The 16,906-nt window shown below is 39.2% G+C and carries 21 protein-coding genes and 1 other annotated feature; of the genes, 18 read left to right on the top strand and 3 right to left on the bottom strand.

Annotated features, from left to right (window positions below; all coding sequences use genetic code 11):
- Positions 1-29: 29 nt before the first annotated feature.
- The 7 genes from AC3A54_RS19805 to AC3A54_RS19775 all read left to right on the top strand — a co-directional run bounded on the left by AC3A54_RS19805 (position 30) and on the right by AC3A54_RS19775 (position 5,014).
- On the top strand, positions 30-533 hold the full coding sequence (locus AC3A54_RS19805; RefSeq protein WP_487655867.1) for a GNAT family N-acetyltransferase: 504 nt from the start codon (positions 30-32) through the stop codon (positions 531-533).
- A 305-nt stretch (positions 534-838) separates the two neighbouring features.
- On the top strand, positions 839-2,245 hold the full coding sequence (hemY, locus tag AC3A54_RS19800) for a protoporphyrinogen oxidase (protein WP_487655866.1): 1,407 nt from the start codon (positions 839-841) through the stop codon (positions 2,243-2,245).
- Between the two features lie 152 nt (positions 2,246-2,397).
- A complete protein-coding gene (locus tag AC3A54_RS19795) occupies positions 2,398-2,883 on the top strand; it encodes an HIT family protein (RefSeq protein WP_487655865.1) in 486 nt (161 codons plus the stop codon).
- Between the two features lie 112 nt (positions 2,884-2,995).
- Complete coding sequence (locus AC3A54_RS19790) at positions 2,996-3,313, top strand: DUF3221 domain-containing protein (RefSeq protein ID WP_487655864.1); 318 nt, start codon at positions 2,996-2,998, stop codon at positions 3,311-3,313.
- Between the two features lie 15 nt (positions 3,314-3,328).
- Positions 3,329-3,868 carry an HD domain-containing protein gene (locus AC3A54_RS19785; protein WP_487655863.1) on the top strand — a complete coding sequence of 180 codons (540 nt, stop codon included), beginning with the start codon at positions 3,329-3,331 and terminating at the stop codon, positions 3,866-3,868.
- 67 nt (positions 3,869-3,935) lie between these two features.
- On the top strand, positions 3,936-4,430 hold the full coding sequence (locus AC3A54_RS19780; RefSeq protein ID WP_487655862.1) for an N-acetyltransferase family protein: 495 nt from the start codon (positions 3,936-3,938) through the stop codon (positions 4,428-4,430).
- Between the two features lie 65 nt (positions 4,431-4,495).
- Positions 4,496-5,014 (top strand): YfiT family bacillithiol transferase, encoded by a 519-nt coding sequence (locus tag AC3A54_RS19775; RefSeq protein WP_487655861.1) that lies wholly within the window; start codon positions 4,496-4,498, stop codon positions 5,012-5,014.
- A gap of 29 nt (positions 5,015-5,043) precedes the next feature.
- On the opposite strand, the gene gpmA is transcribed toward AC3A54_RS19775, so the two are convergent.
- Positions 5,044-5,811: a 2,3-diphosphoglycerate-dependent phosphoglycerate mutase gene (gpmA, locus tag AC3A54_RS19770; protein WP_487655860.1), complete on the bottom strand. Its 768-nt coding sequence runs from the start codon at positions 5,809-5,811 to the stop codon at positions 5,044-5,046.
- Between the two features lie 139 nt (positions 5,812-5,950).
- Here gpmA and AC3A54_RS19765 point away from each other — a divergent pair, with 139 nt between their 5' ends.
- The 5 genes from AC3A54_RS19765 (at position 5,951) to AC3A54_RS19745 (ending at position 9,376) form a co-directional block, all read left to right on the top strand.
- On the top strand, positions 5,951-6,463 hold the full coding sequence (locus AC3A54_RS19765; protein WP_487655859.1) for an N-acetyltransferase family protein: 513 nt from the start codon (positions 5,951-5,953) through the stop codon (positions 6,461-6,463).
- A gap of 14 nt (positions 6,464-6,477) precedes the next feature.
- Entirely contained in the window at positions 6,478-7,335 is an 858-nt protein-coding gene (locus AC3A54_RS19760) for an aminoglycoside phosphotransferase family protein (RefSeq protein ID WP_487655858.1), read from the top strand.
- A 49-nt stretch (positions 7,336-7,384) separates the two neighbouring features.
- A complete protein-coding gene (locus tag AC3A54_RS19755) occupies positions 7,385-7,864 on the top strand; it encodes a DinB family protein (RefSeq protein WP_487655857.1) in 480 nt (159 codons plus the stop codon).
- Positions 7,865-7,923: 59 nt separating this feature from the next.
- Positions 7,924-8,173 (top strand) — a binding site (T-box leader).
- Positions 8,174-8,219: 46 nt separating this feature from the next.
- The gene (locus AC3A54_RS19750; protein WP_487655856.1) at positions 8,220-9,218 is read left to right on the top strand and encodes a tryptophan--tRNA ligase; all 999 of its coding nucleotides are present in this window, start codon (positions 8,220-8,222) and stop codon (positions 9,216-9,218) included.
- 26 nt (positions 9,219-9,244) lie between these two features.
- A complete protein-coding gene (locus AC3A54_RS19745; RefSeq protein ID WP_487655855.1) occupies positions 9,245-9,376 on the top strand; it encodes a hypothetical protein in 132 nt (43 codons plus the stop codon).
- A 224-nt stretch (positions 9,377-9,600) separates the two neighbouring features.
- On the opposite strand, the gene AC3A54_RS19740 is transcribed toward AC3A54_RS19745, so the two are convergent.
- Entirely contained in the window at positions 9,601-10,125 is a 525-nt protein-coding gene (locus AC3A54_RS19740; protein ID WP_487655854.1) for a DUF2202 domain-containing protein, read from the bottom strand.
- Between the two features lie 154 nt (positions 10,126-10,279).
- Between AC3A54_RS19740 and AC3A54_RS19735 the strand changes: the two genes are divergently transcribed.
- The 4 genes from AC3A54_RS19735 (at position 10,280) to AC3A54_RS19720 (ending at position 13,609) form a co-directional block, all read left to right on the top strand.
- Positions 10,280-10,954: a class I SAM-dependent methyltransferase gene (locus AC3A54_RS19735; RefSeq protein WP_487655853.1), complete on the top strand. Its 675-nt coding sequence runs from the start codon at positions 10,280-10,282 to the stop codon at positions 10,952-10,954.
- A 136-nt stretch (positions 10,955-11,090) separates the two neighbouring features.
- Positions 11,091-11,489, top strand: a complete 399-nt coding sequence (gene tnpA / locus AC3A54_RS19730) for an IS200/IS605 family transposase (RefSeq protein WP_487655852.1) — start codon at positions 11,091-11,093, stop codon at positions 11,487-11,489.
- A 16-nt stretch (positions 11,490-11,505) separates the two neighbouring features.
- Complete coding sequence (locus tag AC3A54_RS19725) at positions 11,506-12,990, top strand: nuclease/transposase family protein (RefSeq protein ID WP_487655851.1); 1,485 nt, start codon at positions 11,506-11,508, stop codon at positions 12,988-12,990.
- A 331-nt stretch (positions 12,991-13,321) separates the two neighbouring features.
- A complete protein-coding gene (locus tag AC3A54_RS19720; protein WP_487655850.1) occupies positions 13,322-13,609 on the top strand; it encodes a transposase in 288 nt (95 codons plus the stop codon).
- A gap of 60 nt (positions 13,610-13,669) precedes the next feature.
- On the opposite strand, the gene AC3A54_RS19715 is transcribed toward AC3A54_RS19720, so the two are convergent.
- Positions 13,670-14,065, bottom strand: coding sequence for a VOC family protein (locus AC3A54_RS19715; RefSeq protein ID WP_487655849.1), 396 nt, complete (start codon positions 14,063-14,065; stop codon positions 13,670-13,672).
- Between the two features lie 177 nt (positions 14,066-14,242).
- Here AC3A54_RS19715 and AC3A54_RS19710 point away from each other — a divergent pair, with 177 nt between their 5' ends.
- The gene (locus AC3A54_RS19710; protein WP_487655848.1) at positions 14,243-15,523 is read left to right on the top strand and encodes an MFS transporter; all 1,281 of its coding nucleotides are present in this window, start codon (positions 14,243-14,245) and stop codon (positions 15,521-15,523) included.
- Entirely contained in the window at positions 15,510-16,493 is a 984-nt protein-coding gene (locus tag AC3A54_RS19705; RefSeq protein WP_487655847.1) for a threonine ammonia-lyase, read from the top strand. The genes AC3A54_RS19710 and AC3A54_RS19705 overlap by 14 nt, the downstream gene beginning before the upstream one ends.
- Positions 16,494-16,906 lie beyond the last annotated feature (413 nt).

The raw sequence follows: 16,906 nt of genomic DNA, 5'->3' as shown, positions 1-16,906 counted from the left end.
TGAAAACAAATGGGAAAGCTGGTGAAATAATGATGATCCGTGATGCAAATGAGGATGAAGGTATGTTCATCCGAGAACAAAGAGTTAACTCCTACAAAGAACATGCCAAGCGTATTCCCGTAGGGCATTGGAAAGCTCTTAAGCAAGCGATTTCTTCAGAAGCTGATGTACAGCTAGGAGTTGAGAGAATCGTAGCTGAATTAGATGGGAAAATCCTTGGTAGTGTGGCTCTATTCCCGGCTAAAACGGATGCATACAACGGGTATATAGATGCTTTAGACTATCCTGAAATTCGTATGCTTGCTGTTACACCGGAAGCAAGAGGAAAAGGTGTGGCAACTGCGTTAATTGCAGAATGCATTCGTAGGACTAAGGAGAAAGGGTATGCATCGATTGGGTTACATACCGGAGAATTTATGGAAAGCGCTCAGAGACTGTATGAAAGACTCGGTTTTGAGCGCTTGCCACAATTCGATTTTGAACCTGCAGGCGACGGGATTATCGTGAAGGCTTATCGGCTTTCATTCGATTAAATTGAATGTTAGCTACTCATAGGGAGTTTATTAAGTAAATGAGGGCTCTGATAATAATTAATTTAATATCTAGAGTTCTCTTTGTTTTTTTATGGGGAACATATTTCAATACATTAAAGCGGCGGGGGACTGACCCCAGAAAGTGAACTTTTTAGGAACATGTTAAAAAAATTCATTTTTTCATTAGGTAATCGTTTAAAATGAGGATGTAGGAGAAAGGTATGCTTTCTCTTTAAAAAAGCACTAATTTGTGAAGAATTTAACAAACTTTGTATATATATCTTTTACTGGAGCTGGTATCTACAATGGAGAAAAAGAAAGTTGTTATTATTGGTGGAGGTATAACCGGTTTAGCTACTGCATATTACCTGCAAAAAGAAATAAGGGAACAATCGTTGCCGCTTGAAGTTAAGCTTTTTGAGGCAAGTAACCGTTTTGGTGGTGTGATTAACACAGTGAAAAAGGACGGGTTTATTGTTGAAAAAGGACCCGATTCTATTCTGGCACGGAAAACAAGTGCACTTAAATTAATTAAAGAAGTTGGGCTAGAGGATAAAGTGGTCTCGAATACAGCTGGTAAATCCTATATATATGCAAGAGGAAAAATCCACTCCATGCCGGAGGGGGCTTTTATGGGCATCCCAACGCAGGTTACGCCGTTTGCGCTTTCGGGTCTTTTTTCTCCATTAGGAAAACTACGGGCGGCTGGTGATTTTATTTTACCAAAGGGCAAAGAAAAGACGGATCAGTCCTTGGGGCAGTTTTTTAGAAGAAGGCTTGGCGATGAGATTGTCGATAACTTAATTGACCCTTTATTGTCTGGTATTTATGCAGGTGATATCGATCGCTTAAGCTTAATGTCTTTGTTCCCAATGTTCTATCATATGGAACAAAAACATCGAAGTCTTGTTCTCGGTTTGAAAAAAACGATGCCAGCACCACCAAAATCTGCTAAAAAGGAACCTTCTAAAAAAGGGATGTTTATTTCCTTATCTACCGGTCTGGAATCATTGGTCGAAGAAGTGGTAAAGCGCATGGACGAGGGATCTGTTCAAAAAGGTACACCTGTAGACAAGATAATAAGAAATCAAGACCACTATGTGATTACCTTAGCAAATGGAATGGTCGAAAACGCGGACAGTGTAGTCATTGCCACAGAACATTTCCATGCACAAAGGATGCTTTCTGATTATCCTTTTATGAGCACTTTTGCTGATATGCCTTCCTATTCAGTAGCAAACGTAGCCATGGCTTTTCCAAAGTCCGCAATCAAGCAAGATATTGATGGAACAGGATTTTTAGTCTCAAGAAACAGTGATTTTCGGATTACCGCCTGCACGTGGACACATAAAAAATGGCCAGGGACAACACCAAAGGATATGGCATTATTACGCTGTTATGTTGGGAAACCAAATGATCAAGCCGCAGTGGATTTATCTGATGAGGAAATCATAAATATTGCTTTAAGGGATTTAAATAAAACGATGAACATTACCGAGAAGCCTTTGTTTCACATTATCACCCGTTGGAAAAAAGCAATGCCTCAATACAATGTCGGCCATATTGAGCGGATGAAAAGCGTAAAGGAATCTCTTACAAAGGAATTGCCGGGTGTTTTTCTTGCGGGAGGCTCCTATGAAGGTGTAGGAATACCGGACTGTATTGACCAAGGGGAAAATGCGGTGAAAAAGATTTTAGAATACTTGAGTTAATTTATAGGAGTAGGAGTTCGTCTTCCTACTCCTATTATTGTATTTAAAGGAAAACATTCTATTATTTTACTAAAATTTACTTTTGTTGTATGATTTCTAGCAGTATATAAATATATGGGCACTAATGGGATGGAGCCGAAGGGGGAACAGTTGTGAGAAAAATAACTTTATCTAACGGGAACACAGTAGAGGTTGAATGCTTGAGTTGTGCATTAACGAGCGGAATGATTGAGCCTGATGGGGGAGTCGTCGTGGAAACGGAACATTTCCATGCACACCAGGATGTGGCCTATCCGATCAAAGGGCTAATCATCCTAGCGTCCAAGCGACATATCAAATGTTTTGATGAATTAACGGAAGAAGAAAAGCTTGATTACATAAATCTTCTTACAAAGATTAGAAGAGCACAAAGAGAAGTATTAGGAATTGAAAATGTTTACTATTTTTATAATGAAGATACAACCCACCATTTCCACACATGGATGGTCCCCCGCTATGAATGGATGTATGAGTTTGGTCGCTCTGTAGAATCAGTTCGCCCTGTTCTGCTCCATGCTAGAAATAACATGAATGATGAAGAAAATGTAAAAAGTGTAATGGAAGCTATTAAACTGCTAACAGTAGAGTTGAATAAATAGATGCAAACTGAGGCCGCTAATCGTATAGATTCGTGGCCTGTTTTTTGGAGAAAACAGGAGATTTTTGGTCTAAAACAGAATACTAGTAATGATAAATAGGGGGAGTTCCACTATGAAAAAATTACTCTTGCTGTGGTTGCTACTAGTAAGTGTGGGTTTTACATTATTAGGTTGTAATGGGGAACACGCGGTAAAAGGAAAGGTCGATCTAAAGGGCGTCATTACAGAAGTGGATTATGATCATAAGCGAATTTTAATGGAAGATAAAAAATCGGGGCTGGTATGGGTCACATTGCATGAATATGGAGATATTTCTAAATATGAGAAAGGACAAGAGATCGTCGTTTGGCTAAAGGGTGGAATCAAAGAATCCTCGCCAGCACAAGCAGATGCACGAAATATTGAGTTTACAGCACCAAAAAATGAATAGAGAGAAGGAAACTATGTGGATGTTATTGAAAAAGCACTAAAAACGGCTGCAAAGGCACATGAAAAACAGTATAGGAAAGGCACCGACATTCCTTATATCACTCATCCAGTGGCAGTTGGGATGATTCTAATGAAGGCGGGCTATAGTGAAGAGTTGGTTGCAGCAGGAATCTTACATGATACCGTTGAGGACACCGAGCTTTCCTTACAAGATATCGAGCAATTGTTTGGCCGGAATATTGCTCAAATGGTAGAGGGATGTTCAGAGCCTAATAAATCTCTTTCTTGGGAGGAACGAAAGAAGCATACGATTGAGTACCTAAAGTCCGCCCCCGAAGAAATACGGGTTGTTGCCTGTGCGGATAAACTGCATAATATCAGATCAATTGCCAGCGATATAGAACAATTCGGTGAACAGGTTTGGGGGAGATTTAAACGGGGGAAAGAGCAGCAAGAGTGGTACTATACCCATATAATAGAAAGCCTTGGCCTACAGTCAAGCTTTCAATTGCTTGATCAATTAAAACTTGAGGTAGAACGGCTTTTTAAGAGATAGTAATGAAACTTTATTAACTTAAACTCGTCATGCTTAGTATATATAGTTCATAAAGAGGTGAATCGAAATGAAAATTGAAGAACTAACGTTGATTGAAGAACATCTTGATGAGCTTTCGAAACTGTTGGTAAAAGTTGTAGATGAGGGAGCCTCAATAGGCTTTCTTCCACCAATGAGGAAACAGGATGCAGCAAACTATTGGAAAACCGTTCTTAGCCCGGATGTGATTTTGTTTGTGGCTATATTAAATAATCATATTGTTGGGAGTATTCAGTTACACTTATCGACGAAACAGAATGGAAGCCATAGGGTAGAAATTGCGAAATTAATGACACACCCTGAATACCGTCGTAACGGTATCGGCCGTTTACTTATGCAAAAGGCCGAGGAAACTGCAAGACAAATGGAGCGAACATTAATTGTTCTTGATACAAGAGAGGGGGATCCCTCTAATAAACTCTATAGTTCGTTAGGTTATATTCAAGCGGGACGAATTCCAAACTATGCAAAATCGGCTAATGGTGAATTAGCCGCAACGATTTTTTACTATAAAAATTGTTAATCTATTTAGTAGAAGAAATAGGCGAAATTACAGTGTAAGAATTCAGAGATTGGGAGGAAGAGTTGATGGAAGCAAACTATCCAATTGGAAAATTTCAGTTTGAAGGTCAGATGACGGAGAGCATCATAGAAAATTGGATTCATGATATAGAAAAGTTACCAGAGTTACTGCGCGATGCAGTGATTGATTTAAATGATGAGCAGCTTGATACACCTTATCGATTGGGAGGTTGGACTGTCCGTCAGGTAGTACATCATGTGGCGGACAGTCATCTGAATGCATATGGACGCTTTAAATTAGCGCTCACAGAGGACAAGCCGATTATCAAACCTTATGATCAAGAGAAATGGGCAGAGCTTCCCGATTCTGCATTGCCAGTTACTATTTCATTATCGTTGCTCGATGCTCTGCATAAACGCTGGGTGACCCTCCTACGCTCCTTAACCTTTAGTGATATTGAAAAAACATTCATTCATCCAGAATCTGGAGAAGTGTCTGTTGGGAAAAATATTGGCATTTACGCTTGGCATGGGCAACATCATCTTGCACATATTACTTCGTTACGAAGTAGAAAAGGTTGGTAAAAGCATCGACTTGGGGCTATGGTTTAGAACTAGCCAATCCAATCGTGGATTTCAGGATTACTTAAATCCATATGACGTGGGATTGTACCTTCGGGGACCTCGCCATATTGATCAAGATAGTAATGTCTGATTGGATGTAAATTATCGTCTAACTCATAGACAAGGGGAATGCTATTAGGAATATTGAGACTCACGACACCATCGTCGGGAATGTTGTCGAGATATTTTACTAGTGCCCTTAATGTATTCCCATGTGCAGAAATAATGACCCGTTGATTGTTTTGCAAGTTTGGAACAATGTTACTATGCCAATACACCAAGGTTCGTTCTTCTGTATCTAGAAGACTTTCTGTGAGAGGAATATTTTCTGGAATAATTTGCGCGAATTTAGGATCTTTTTGATCAAAAGCATGACCCTCGGGTGATATGAATGGAGGCCGGATGCTGGCTGAACGTCTCCATTCATTGACTTGTGTTTCCCCATAATTCGCGATAACTTCATCCTTATTCATCCCCTGTAAAGCGCCATAATGTCTTTCGTTTAATCTCCAGGATTTATATACAGGAATCCACACGAGATCCATCTCATGAAGCAGAATCCATAACGTTCTAATGGCTCTTTTTAAGACGGAAGTATGTGCTATGTCAAAAATAAACCCATTCTTCTTTAAAATGGCTCCAGCTTCTCTCGCTTCGCTGTAGCCATTATCAGTAAGATCAACATCTGTCCAGCCAGTAAAGCGATTCTCTAAATTATAAAGACTTTGTCCGTGTCTAATAAAAACGATCTGTTTCAATATTTCACCTCAAAGTTCATAAACTATCTTCCTGTAGTTTGTCCATTTCTAACTAAATTGTGCAGGAATGTTAATTGCCATTGAGGAATTAATATGTTTTAGGTTTATTTTTCAAGAAGATCATAAATGAGGTGCTTTTATGAACATAAGAAAAGCTGCTTTATCCGATGCAAAGGGAATTGCCAAAGTCCACGTGGATTCATGGAGGACTACCTATGCAAACATTATGGCTGAAGACTATTTAAATCAATTGTCCTATGAAAAACGTGAACAATTGTGGATTAGCGCCATTCCAAACGGCGGTGTTTATGTTGCGGAAAATAATGAAGGTACTATCGTTGGTTTTTCATCTGGCGGAAAAGAAAGATCAGGAGAATATCCTGGTTTTTCAGGTGAATTATATGCGATTTATATTTTAAAAGAGTATCAGGGCAGAGGGCTGGGGAAAGCGTTAGTTAAACCAATTATCAAAGAACTTCAAGACCAATCGATTAATTCCATGCTTGTATGTGTACTCGAAGATAATAACTCCCGGCTTTTCTATGAGGCTCTAGGGGGCAAAAGGATCGATTCCATTAAGATAGAAATGGGTGGCGAGGAGTTTAATGAGCTTATTTATGGCTGGGAACATATTGGCAGTCTACATTCCTAGCGAAAGGAGCAGCCATGGATATTGAAAAAATCATTGGCGATTTAATTAGTAAAAGTATCATTCCTATTAAGGCCGTTAAGTGTGAACCATTAAAGGGCGGGACGGTTAGCCAGCTATACCTGCTAAGTAACAGTAATGGGGTAAGAGTTGTAGTTAAAGGTAACGAGCCCCAAATTCTTCAAGCAGAGGCAAATTTTCTAGATTTCTATAAAGACGTAAGCCTGTTGCCTAAACTTTTGTATGTTGAAGACTCCTATCAATACATCGTCTATGAATTCATATCTGGTTTTACCAATTACAATCGAAATAATAAAAGAGAGCTACTTATATCAATAGTAAAGAAACTGTTGAATCATTATAAACAGGTTCCTAATCCGATTGGTTGGGGATGGGCAGATGAACCAACCGAATCATGGCAGATGTTTCTCTTTCAAAGAGTAAAGGAAGCCACGAATATAGTAGGTTCATATTTAGAAAAAGAGGACATAAATCTGGTAGTTAAATTAGTAGATAGTCCAAATAGAAAGAGTAGAGCAAGTTCTCCGTTCTTATTGCATGGAGATTTAGGTGTACATAATTTTGTTTGGAATGCAGCCCAGTTGACGGGTGTTATTGACCCAGCACCTGTGTTTGGTGAGCCTCTCTATGATTTAATTTATGCCTTCTGTTCTTCACCGGAAGATCTAACCGCAGAGGTTATTGAATCAGCAGCGAGTCATTTAAGTAATAAAGTGAAGAAATCCACTCATATTTTATATGAAGAGGTTCTTATAGGTTTATATCTTAGGATAGCTTCATGTGTAAAACATCATCCACAAGATCTAGATGACTATTTAAATGCGTGGAAATATTGGAAGGATTTAATAGAATGATAGGCTCGAGTTTTTTCATTTGATTAAGATTTTTAGAAAGGGGTAAAAAATGCAAACACTATTCCGATACAATTGGCAGGTCAGAGAAGAGTGGTTCCGCTGGTGTGAAGGTGTTCCATTGGAGGAATTGCTTCGTGTCCGAACGGGAGGAGTAGGTGGGATCTTACATACACTTTTCCATATTATCGATGTGGAGTGGAGCTGGATTCGCTTATTACAGGGACAGCCAGATTTTCAAGAGAATTTTGAGGAGTACCAAAGCTTAGAGAAAATCCGGGAGCTGAATGAATTATTTCGTCAAGACGTCCAGGAATTTGTGAATTCATGGGATGCGAGTATGGAGGGAAGAATTCTTACTATTCCCGAACCCGATGGAACTGTGGAGATCTTTACTTGGGGCGAGGTCGTGCGACATGCTCTCGTCCATGAAATCCACCATGTTGGACAAATATCCATTTGGGCGAGAGAAATTGGAAAAAAACCCGTTTCGGCCAATCTCATTGGACGAGGACTTACGCAAAAGGATTAAGGAAACTTGTTACTATTGCTTGACCTTTTAATATCCATATTTTACTATTAATTTAATATACAAAAGCGTGGATGAAGAAGAGTAGACCTTATAAACGTTTCAGAGAGCTGATGGTTGGTGAGAATCAGTACGGGACTTTGGTTGAATGGGCTTCGGAGCTTCTTGATTGAAATAAGTAGTAGGTCTAGCGGAGGGTCTTACCGTTAAAAGGGACTAAGTATCGAAACGAATTTACTGTTTCTGTACGGATTAAGTGCGTTTACATATGTAAACGAATAAAGGTGGCACCACGGGTTACTCGTCCTTTTTTGGATGGGTAGCCCTTTTTGTGTTTTCAAAAATGGGAGGAAATATCATGGAAAAAATGATCGTAACTGGAATTAAACCGACAGGACAAATTCATTTAGGGAATTATATTGGAGCGATTAAACCAGCTTTAGAACTTGCTAAGTTGCCTGGCTACCAATCTGCTTACTTTGTGGCAGATTTCCATGGATTAACCAAAATCCATCATGCTGAAGAATTTAGACAACTATCCTATGGAATTGCAGCCACATGGTTAGCTCTAGGACTTGATCCTGATCAAGTCATTTTTTACAGGCAATCCGATGTCCCTGAGATTTTTGAACTGAACTGGATCTTATCTTGTTTTGCGTCAAAAGGATTATTGAACCGAGCTCATGCGTATAAAGCGATAGTTGAAACAAATAAGGAAATGAATAGAGACGTAGATTTTGGCGTGAACATGGGCATCTTTACGTATCCAATCCTTATGGCAGCAGACATTTTGTTGTTCAAGGCCAATACAGTACCGGTAGGAAAAGACCAAACACAACATGTAGAAATCGCTAGAGATATTGCGGAGAGTTTTAATCATGTCTATGGAGATACATTCTTACTCCCTGATTATAAAGTTCAAGAAGGAACAGCTGTCTTACCAGGTTTAGATGGCAGAAAGATGAGTAAAAGTTATAACAATACGATTCCACTTTTTGAAGAGCCTAAGAAATTACAAAAGCTTATTAATAAGATTAAAACTGATTCCTTACCACCAGAAGCACCAAAGGACCCTGAAACATCTACTTTATTTACCCTATATAAAGAATTCGCTTCTCCAATTGAAGTAGAACAGATGCGCGAGCAATATTTACGTGGATTTGGTTGGGGGGAAGCGAAAAAAGAGTTGTTCCATGTGATGAACCGGTATTTAGAAGAACCCCGTGAGAAATACAATGAATTAATGGCGTCTCCTGAAAAGTTAGATGAAATTTTACTAAAAGGAGCAGAAAAAGCAAGAGCATTGAGTATTCCATTTTTAAAAGAAGTAAAACGGAAGATTGGGTTTAATGTATAGTATTAGCGAACAAAGGGTGAAGGAACATGATAAGGAATGACGAATTACTTATTAGAGTGATGACTCATGACGACCTTGAAAAGATGTTTTCATGGTTAAATGATCCTAAGGTAATACAATATTATGAAGAGCGTCCGTTAAACCAAGATGAGTTTTAAAAAAATATGGACCTAAAATTGAAGGAAAACATTATGTTAGTCCATGTATTGTAGAATACAACAACAAATCAATAGGATATATCCAATACTACGAAGTTCAAGAAGCAGAATTGAAAACATACGGTTAATTAATCGAGTGAAGGAATTTATTGAAAGCCAATATATTCGGGGACAGTCCTCCGGCGCTTTAACGCAGCGGGGGACTGTCCCCGAGAAGTTGTTTTTTATTGATTTTGATTAACTCCTCTTTTGAATGCAGCCAAATGATTTTGAGATGCTCTTCCCAGTTGTTGCATCACTGCTTTGACATCTTGGGGAATACCCGCTGCTGATGACAATTTATTATACATAGCGATATTATCTATTTCTCCATCTACCCCTGCTTGAAATGCTTCCTTTAAAGTGTTAGGTGTTTTTGTGTATTGTTTTGCATTATCTTCTGGAAGTTTAATATTGTACTTTTGAAATAAAGGAAGAAGGGCGGAAATATGCCGCTGCTCGGCTGCCTTAATTTGAGTAAAAGGTCGTATAGCTCCAAATTTAGCAATAATCGTATCATATCTTGCTTGTGCAAGATACTCATCCTGAATTGCATAAATTAGTGCTTCTTCTAAAGTAATTGAAGAATCCTGAAGTGCTCCCTTGGCCCCATAATTTTGTGGTAGTTGTAATTCTGCATTAGCATTTTGAATAGTGAGAAAAACAAACAATAAACTTATAGTTATTAATCCATAAAGTTTTATTCTCATTTTTTATGCTCCTTTATTTTTATGACATGCGAGAATAGTATTACCTGCAAGTATTTTTTCATCCTCAAAATTTTCATTTGTCGTGGAAAGTAGGAACTTAGAAAGGCTTAGGAAAAAAACTATAAAAATGAAATTTATTTTAAAAGGGGAAGTTATGAGATTAATTAATCGAGTGAAGGAATTTATTGATAGTCAGTATAGCAGGCCTCGAGGGCTAATTGGATCCTATTTCGGTGAAAAAATGGTGCGGCAGCATAAACCTGAGACTCTATGGACAATTGAGTTATTAAAAGTTGTCCAGAGGGAATACGTATTAGAACTAGGCTGTGGTGCAGGTTATGCAATGAAATTGATTCTCGAACAAACATTAGCAGCTCATATAGTAGGTTTGGATATTTCGCCTACTGTCATTCGGTCCGCGGCCTTTAGAAATAAAAAAGCTATAAATGAAGAAAGAGCTAAATTGGTTCATGCTAATCTAAAGAAACTACCATTTCCAAATGATTACTTTGACAAGGTGTTTAGCATACATACCATTTACTTTTGGGACAACATAGCTGAGACGTTATCAGAAATTTACCGGGTATTAAAACCAGGAGGATTTTTTGTTCTTACCCTTTGTGATGGCAAAAATGGTGTGGTCTGGGATGGGGTAAAAAATATGATTGAAGACCAATTAATTCCTAGTGCTAACAAAAGTGGATTTCAAGGGGTAACTTTAGTAGAGGGGCCAAATTCTAGGCAATTTCGTACAGTTGCGGTTATAGGGTACAAGAATTACAGATTTTCCGAACGAGAAAGCCCATGCAGGGTGTTAGCCCGTCTTTAGACATGGGATGATAGTGAGGTCAAATGCGGAGTACCACATAAACCGAAAGGTTTGTGGTGCTTCAAGCATTTGAAAGTATCACGTCCTTTTTTGATTCAAAGTTGCAGTAATAATAGTAAACTAATAAAATATAAGTATGGAAGAATATAGAAGAACTAGTACTACCGTATCCTTAATCAACTATCATTTTGTATTTTGTCCTCGATACAGAAGGAAGATTTTCCTTGATTTTAAAGTAGAACAAAGGTTTAAAGAAATGGTGTACGAAATATGTGAATCTCTCAAAATTAGAGTTGTTGCAATAGAATGCGACAAGGATCATGCCCATATGTTTCTAAACGCACCGCCAACAGTAAGCCCTGCAAACATGATGGCAAGAATAAAAGGAGTGACCTCTAAACAATTGCGTGAAGAATTTCCGCATCTACAACACTTGCCGAGTTTGTGGACACGTTCTTATTTTGTTTCCACTGCTGGAAATGTATCGAGTGAAACGATAAAACAATACGTTGAAAATCAGAAAAAGCGAAACTAGAAAGGAGCTGAAACCTATGGCAAGAAAGACTACACCGACTTATTCACTCGAACTCCCATTAATTATTCCAGTTTGGCAACAACACCGTTTGGAAAAGAAATTCAAGATTGCTCGGTACGTCTACAATTCTTGTGTGGGTGAAGCTCTCAAACGTCATAAACGTGTCAAAGCGGATAAAGAGCATCGTGCTTTGCTTCGGGACCCTAAGTCTAAAGGACGTGACATACAGCTTTCAGAGATACGTTTAGCCTATGGCTTTTCTGAATATGGTTTGCACGATTTCGTGAGAAATGTTCAGCGCAAATTCAAGGAAAATATCGGTAGCTTTGAAGCGCAAAAACTGGCTACAAGGGCTTTTCAAGCAGTCGAGAAACTCCATTTTGGAAAAGCAAAAAAAGTGCACTTCAAATCGTATGATGATGATATTTCTGTTGAAAACAAATCAAATGCTACTGGCCTGCGGTATGCAGATGGCAACATTCTTTGGGGAGAAAAACCTACAAAGAAACACCCTAAGCCTAAGAGCCGGCTTTGTATCCTTGTTGTACCAAAAGCAAAGGATGAATATGCACACCTAGCCTTAATGGATAAGACAAAGTACGTGCGGATCATGAAGCGTGAAGTGCGTGGCAAGGTTCGCTTTTTTGTCCAACTTATTCAAGAAGGCTATCCTCCAACAAAACGAAATCGTAAGGTGGCCGATGATGAAACCAAACGCGTAGGGATCGACATTGGTTCCTCTACAATCGCCATTAGTAGTGAAAAAACCGTACAACTTCGAGAACTAGCCCCAGAATGCCATGCTGACGAGAAGAAACTCCGATGTATTCAGCGAGCAATGGACCGATCACAACGCTCCACTAACCCTCAAAACTATAACGAGAACAGCACTACTAAAAAAGGGAGAAAGACGTGGACGTATTCCAAGCGTTATCTCCAACTTCGCCGAGAGCGAAAAGAGCTGTTTCGTAAAATAGCTGTCCACAGAAAACAGTCCCATGAGAAGGTAGCGAACGAAATCTTAGCACTTGGTTCGGATGTACGAGTGGAAACCATGCGATTTCAATCGCTACAAAAACGAGCGAAGAAAACGACCCGAAATAAGAAAAACGGCAAGATTAACTCTAAGAAACGGTTTGGTAAATCCATCGCGAATCATGCGCCTGCCATGCTAGTAACGATTATTGACCGAAAACTGGGATATCAAGGACGGTCAATTAAAAAGATAGATACCTATGCTACAAAGGCTAGTCAGTTCAATCATTTGACTGGAGAGTATACCAAGAAGCAACTTTCAGAACGTTGGAACGACGTGGGAAAATTTCGGATTCAACGTGATTTATATAGTGCTTTTTTAATCGGAAACACAAATGAAACGCTCAATACGGTTAACGTGGAATTATGCAACGCACAATGGGACATCTTTGTTGAACTACATAACCGTGAGATTAAACGTCTAAAACAATTATCTAGTAACACTTTGCGTTGGTTTGTAGCGTAAACACAAATCTGATTGGTCGTGACAACGCCCAAGAGAAGTCGGAATGATAAGCACACTAGGGGTCTAAGGCCTGCTTGGAGAAGTGCCTTGCTATACGCAATACGTCCGTTAATGTTCTAGGAGAATGTACACCAGTGTTTCGGTAGAAACTCTTTCCGTAAGGAAAGATAAGGGTACCGTTGAGAAGTGTACGAGGTAACATTTTCCCCTATACCCTAGAACCCCACTGCTTTAGCGGTGGGAGTTGTCAGTAAACATTTTTTACAAGGAATACACAAAGCTTGGTTTTAACCTCCCTACAATGGCAATTATGGTAGGGGGGTGATTTTTTATGGAATTCATATTAATTTTAGGGAGTATATTGGCACCACTACTTTTGGCTATCTTGCAAAAAGTTCAGCCAAAACTCCGCTTGTTATTTAATATAATCGCAATCTTATCAGCACTTGTTTTTGGTAATATTTCATCCGTAGCTATATACGAAATCATAAAGGATGATACGGTATTCATGACCAATATCCATGGCATATTCTTAAATCCACTATTCCTACTAACAGGAGCTTATTTGGGTATCTATTTTATTTACCGAATGGTAATTTGGTCACTTGAGGAAATATAAATGAAGCCTTGTTTCGTTGTAGTGAGACAAGGCTTTTTATCCCTATCTGAAAAATGAAGGTTATTTGTCTGAGCCACCAAATGTAAGACAGTAGTTATCAGGGTCAACGATGGCAAATTCTTTCCATGGTCCTGACTGAGGGTCAATCCAGGGCTCAATAATCACTTCAGCTCCTTTTGTTTTAAACTCTTCATAAAGTTCATCTAAGGCAGTCCAATTCTCTACATAGCAATAAATATCGGCTACGGGTAGTTGGTATCCCTTTGCCGGCCTATTAGGGTGGACGTCTTCCGGTGCATTTGCTTGAAGTAATTTTATCCCTAATCCTGTAAAACCATCGCGAATGGCCCACCAATTGGTGACTTCGCATCCCAGAACCTCTTCATAAAACTTCTTAGATTTTTCCAAATCTGAAACGAGTAATACCTTTAACGAACTATGTATTTGTTTATTCATAGGATTCCCTCATTTCATCATGTTTCTGTTTACAATGTTAAAATATTCCTCAATTGTAAAATTAATTTTATAATTAGTCTAATAACTTTTCGTTATGAAGGTATGACTATCCTGTATTACCATTCCTTCTTTTTCTCCAATATGCTTAATGTAAAGTAATCGTTGGAGGAGTGTTGGATGAAGAGTAATCTTTCTTTGTTTAAAAATAAATCTTTTCTTTTCTTTTTCTTTGCTGCCTTGTTTGGGGTGTTGGGGGAGGGGATCTATGGATTAACCGCAATCGTTATGGTTCTTGAAAAGACGGAATCGGTTGTCGAGATTGGAAAACTGCTTGTGCTGACTTTATTGCCATCTATGGTCCTTGCTCCATTTCTAGGGGTGTTAATTGACCGTTTTAATAAAATCAAGCTGGCATTTCTATGTAATCTTTTGCGTTTTCTTGCCATAGTTATTATCCCGGCTTGCGTAGCTTTTGGTTTTTTTCATGTATCTATTTTCTATGTTTCCATTCTATTAAGTTATGTTATCTGGTTTATTATAGAACCTCTCAAAGAAAGTATCTTGAAGGAAATCCTGAGTCCAGAAGAATACAAGCAAGGAATTTCCCTTGTACAGGGGGCTTGGCAGTTGGGACTGTTGGCATCTGCTATCATTGCTGGAATGTTAATGGATAGACTAGGCACGACCGAAGCAATTTTTACAGCTAGTTTAGTTTATATTTTGGCTGGATTTTTATTTGTTGGAATCAACACTAAGGGGGACAAAGCGGCAAGCGAAATAGAAGGGAAACCTACCCTCAAGCAATATAGATCAGAGCTGGTACAGGGCTGGATCTATATTTTTCAAAACAAAAAGGTACTTTATTTCGCCTTAGCGACCAGCATGGTGCTGCCATTCTTCTATTCTATTAATACACTGATTGCTCCTTTTAATTATCAAACGCTCAAAGGTGATGGAATTTCACTTGGAATCATTGATAGTGGAGCAGGATTCGGTAGTCTTATTTCTGCAATCCTATGTACTCTTTGGGTAAGAAATCATGCTATTTCACGGGTGGTCTTAGTAGCTATTTCCTTATCGGCTTTATCAACCGTTCTATTTAGTTTAACAACCAGTGTGCCCTTTGCCTTCATCATGTATCTGATGATGGGGATGTTCATTGGGATGGTAAAGGTACTCACAAGGCTTCTGCTATTTGAGCAGGTAGAGGAGAAGTTCATCGGCAGGGTGATGACATCTGTTTCGTTTGTGAGTTTGACTGTATCGATTATTATGTCACTTTTGATTGCCTTTATTGGAGAAGCGAGCCTGACTTACGGATATATTGCTATCAGTATGGGGTTGATCATACCCTTTGTTCTTACATGGAAAGGGTCTAAATTCAGAAGTTTAACAAACCTTTTTGTAAAAAAGGAGAAACGGTCTGACAAGGAGGATGGGGTTTATGATGCATACTAATCTCAATTTACAGGATATCAAAGAGGCTCGTGAACGGATTTATCCCTACATCCGTCATACCCCATTGGAATACAATTGGGAATTAAGTAGTTTATTTGCTGCGAACATCTTTTTGAAGTTAGAAAATCTGCAGGTAACTGGAAGCTTTAAGGCTCGTGGATCTTTTAATAAGCTATTAACCTTAAATCAAGAGCAACGTGAACGGGGAGTGATTGCTCCTTCTGCCGGAAATCATGGGATTGGTTTGGCCTATGCGGCTCATCAACTAAACATTCCCGCACAAGTGTATTTACCAAAGGACGCAGATTCTAGTAAAGTAAAGGCGTTGGAACAATTTGGTGCCTTGATTACATTTTTTGATACGATTGAGGAGGCGAGGCTGGCAGCATTAGAGGCTTCGGAGAACAAGGGCTATACTTTTCTTTCTGCTTATAATAATCCATCCATGATAGCGGCCGGGGGGACAATTGGACTAGAAATTTTAGAAGACCTATCTGATGTAGATATCGTTATCAGTTGCTTAGGTGGCGGAGGACTAACCGCTGGTTTGTGTTTGGCACTAAAAGCAGTGAATCCGAGAATAGAGGTTTGGGGAGTCCAGACAGAAAATAGTCCGACATTTGCGGTTTGGAATGAAGTGGGTAAGGCTATTTCGGTAGATTTAAAGCCATCCATTGCGGAAGGGCTGAGTGGACCAATTGAGCCAGAGACAATCACGTTTCCAATTATTCATAGACATATTGATCGCATCCTAACGGTCTCCGAAAAAGAACTCATTGCTGCCATGAAATTGATGCTCAACTCCCAGTACATGGTTGAACCCTCTGGAGCAGCAGGAGTCGCGTGTTTACCACAAGTAGGAAGTGAATTAAAAGGCCGAAAGGTGGCAATCATCATCACCGGCCGGAATATATCTTGGTCGAGGTTTAGGTCGTTGGTAAGTGAGACGGATCCTGTTATTGATTTTTGATAATTGGTTAGTAGAAAAATCTAATAGCCATAAAAGGTTATGGGACGGAGAAGAAGGTTGCATAGGAGCAGTCTACGAGCCCAAACCGGGTGAAAGAAAGAGAAGAAGGTTGCATAGGAGCAGTCTACGAGCCCAAACCGGGTGAAAGAAAGAGAAGAAGGTCGCGTAGAAGGAGTCTACGAGCCCAAACCGGGTGAAAGAAAGAGAAGAAGGTTGCGTAGAAGGAGTCTACGAGCCCAAACCGGGTGAAAGAAAGAGAAGAAGGTCGAATAGAAGGAGTCTACGAGCCCAAACTGAATGCGAGAAGGAGAAGAAGGTCGCGTAGGAGCAGTCTATGGATTAAGTCCATATAATTGTGTAAAAAGAAAATAGGTCATCATCATGACCCGTGTTACAATGTTTTCGACCAAGAA

The sequence above is a fragment of the Neobacillus sp. Soil_C_43 genome, from assembly GCF_057656715.1.
The sequence above is the reverse complement of the archived record's forward strand: the minus strand, read 5'-3'. Positions and strand labels throughout refer to the sequence as shown.

Bases quoted from the DNA above. Each gene is read 5' to 3' on its own strand.
- tnpA (WP_487655852.1), top strand. From the start codon at position 11,091: ATGGAAGAATATAGAAGAACTAGTACTACCGTATCCTTAATCAACTAT.
- AC3A54_RS19715 (WP_487655849.1), bottom strand. From the start codon at position 14,065: ATGAATAAACAAATACATAGTTCGTTAAAGGTATTACTCGTTTCAGAT.
- AC3A54_RS19750 (WP_487655856.1), top strand. From the start codon at position 8,220: ATGGAAAAAATGATCGTAACTGGAATTAAACCGACAGGACAAATTCAT.
- AC3A54_RS19780 (WP_487655862.1), top strand. From the start codon at position 3,936: ATGAAAATTGAAGAACTAACGTTGATTGAAGAACATCTTGATGAGCTT.
- AC3A54_RS19745 (WP_487655855.1), top strand. From the start codon at position 9,245: ATGATAAGGAATGACGAATTACTTATTAGAGTGATGACTCATGACGAC.
- AC3A54_RS19720 (WP_487655850.1), top strand. From the start codon at position 13,322: ATGGAATTCATATTAATTTTAGGGAGTATATTGGCACCACTACTTTTG.
- AC3A54_RS19790 (WP_487655864.1), top strand. From the start codon at position 2,996: ATGAAAAAATTACTCTTGCTGTGGTTGCTACTAGTAAGTGTGGGTTTT.
- hemY (WP_487655866.1), top strand. From the start codon at position 839: ATGGAGAAAAAGAAAGTTGTTATTATTGGTGGAGGTATAACCGGTTTA.
- AC3A54_RS19760 (WP_487655858.1), top strand. From the start codon at position 6,478: ATGGATATTGAAAAAATCATTGGCGATTTAATTAGTAAAAGTATCATT.
- AC3A54_RS19705 (WP_487655847.1), top strand. From the start codon at position 15,510: ATGATGCATACTAATCTCAATTTACAGGATATCAAAGAGGCTCGTGAA.
- AC3A54_RS19805 (WP_487655867.1), top strand. From the start codon at position 30: ATGATGATCCGTGATGCAAATGAGGATGAAGGTATGTTCATCCGAGAA.
- AC3A54_RS19755 (WP_487655857.1), top strand. From the start codon at position 7,385: ATGCAAACACTATTCCGATACAATTGGCAGGTCAGAGAAGAGTGGTTC.
- AC3A54_RS19740 (WP_487655854.1), bottom strand. From the start codon at position 10,125: ATGAGAATAAAACTTTATGGATTAATAACTATAAGTTTATTGTTTGTT.
- AC3A54_RS19710 (WP_487655848.1), top strand. From the start codon at position 14,243: ATGAAGAGTAATCTTTCTTTGTTTAAAAATAAATCTTTTCTTTTCTTT.
- AC3A54_RS19775 (WP_487655861.1), top strand. From the start codon at position 4,496: ATGGAAGCAAACTATCCAATTGGAAAATTTCAGTTTGAAGGTCAGATG.
- AC3A54_RS19735 (WP_487655853.1), top strand. From the start codon at position 10,280: ATGAGATTAATTAATCGAGTGAAGGAATTTATTGATAGTCAGTATAGC.
- AC3A54_RS19725 (WP_487655851.1), top strand. From the start codon at position 11,506: ATGGCAAGAAAGACTACACCGACTTATTCACTCGAACTCCCATTAATT.
- AC3A54_RS19765 (WP_487655859.1), top strand. From the start codon at position 5,951: ATGAACATAAGAAAAGCTGCTTTATCCGATGCAAAGGGAATTGCCAAA.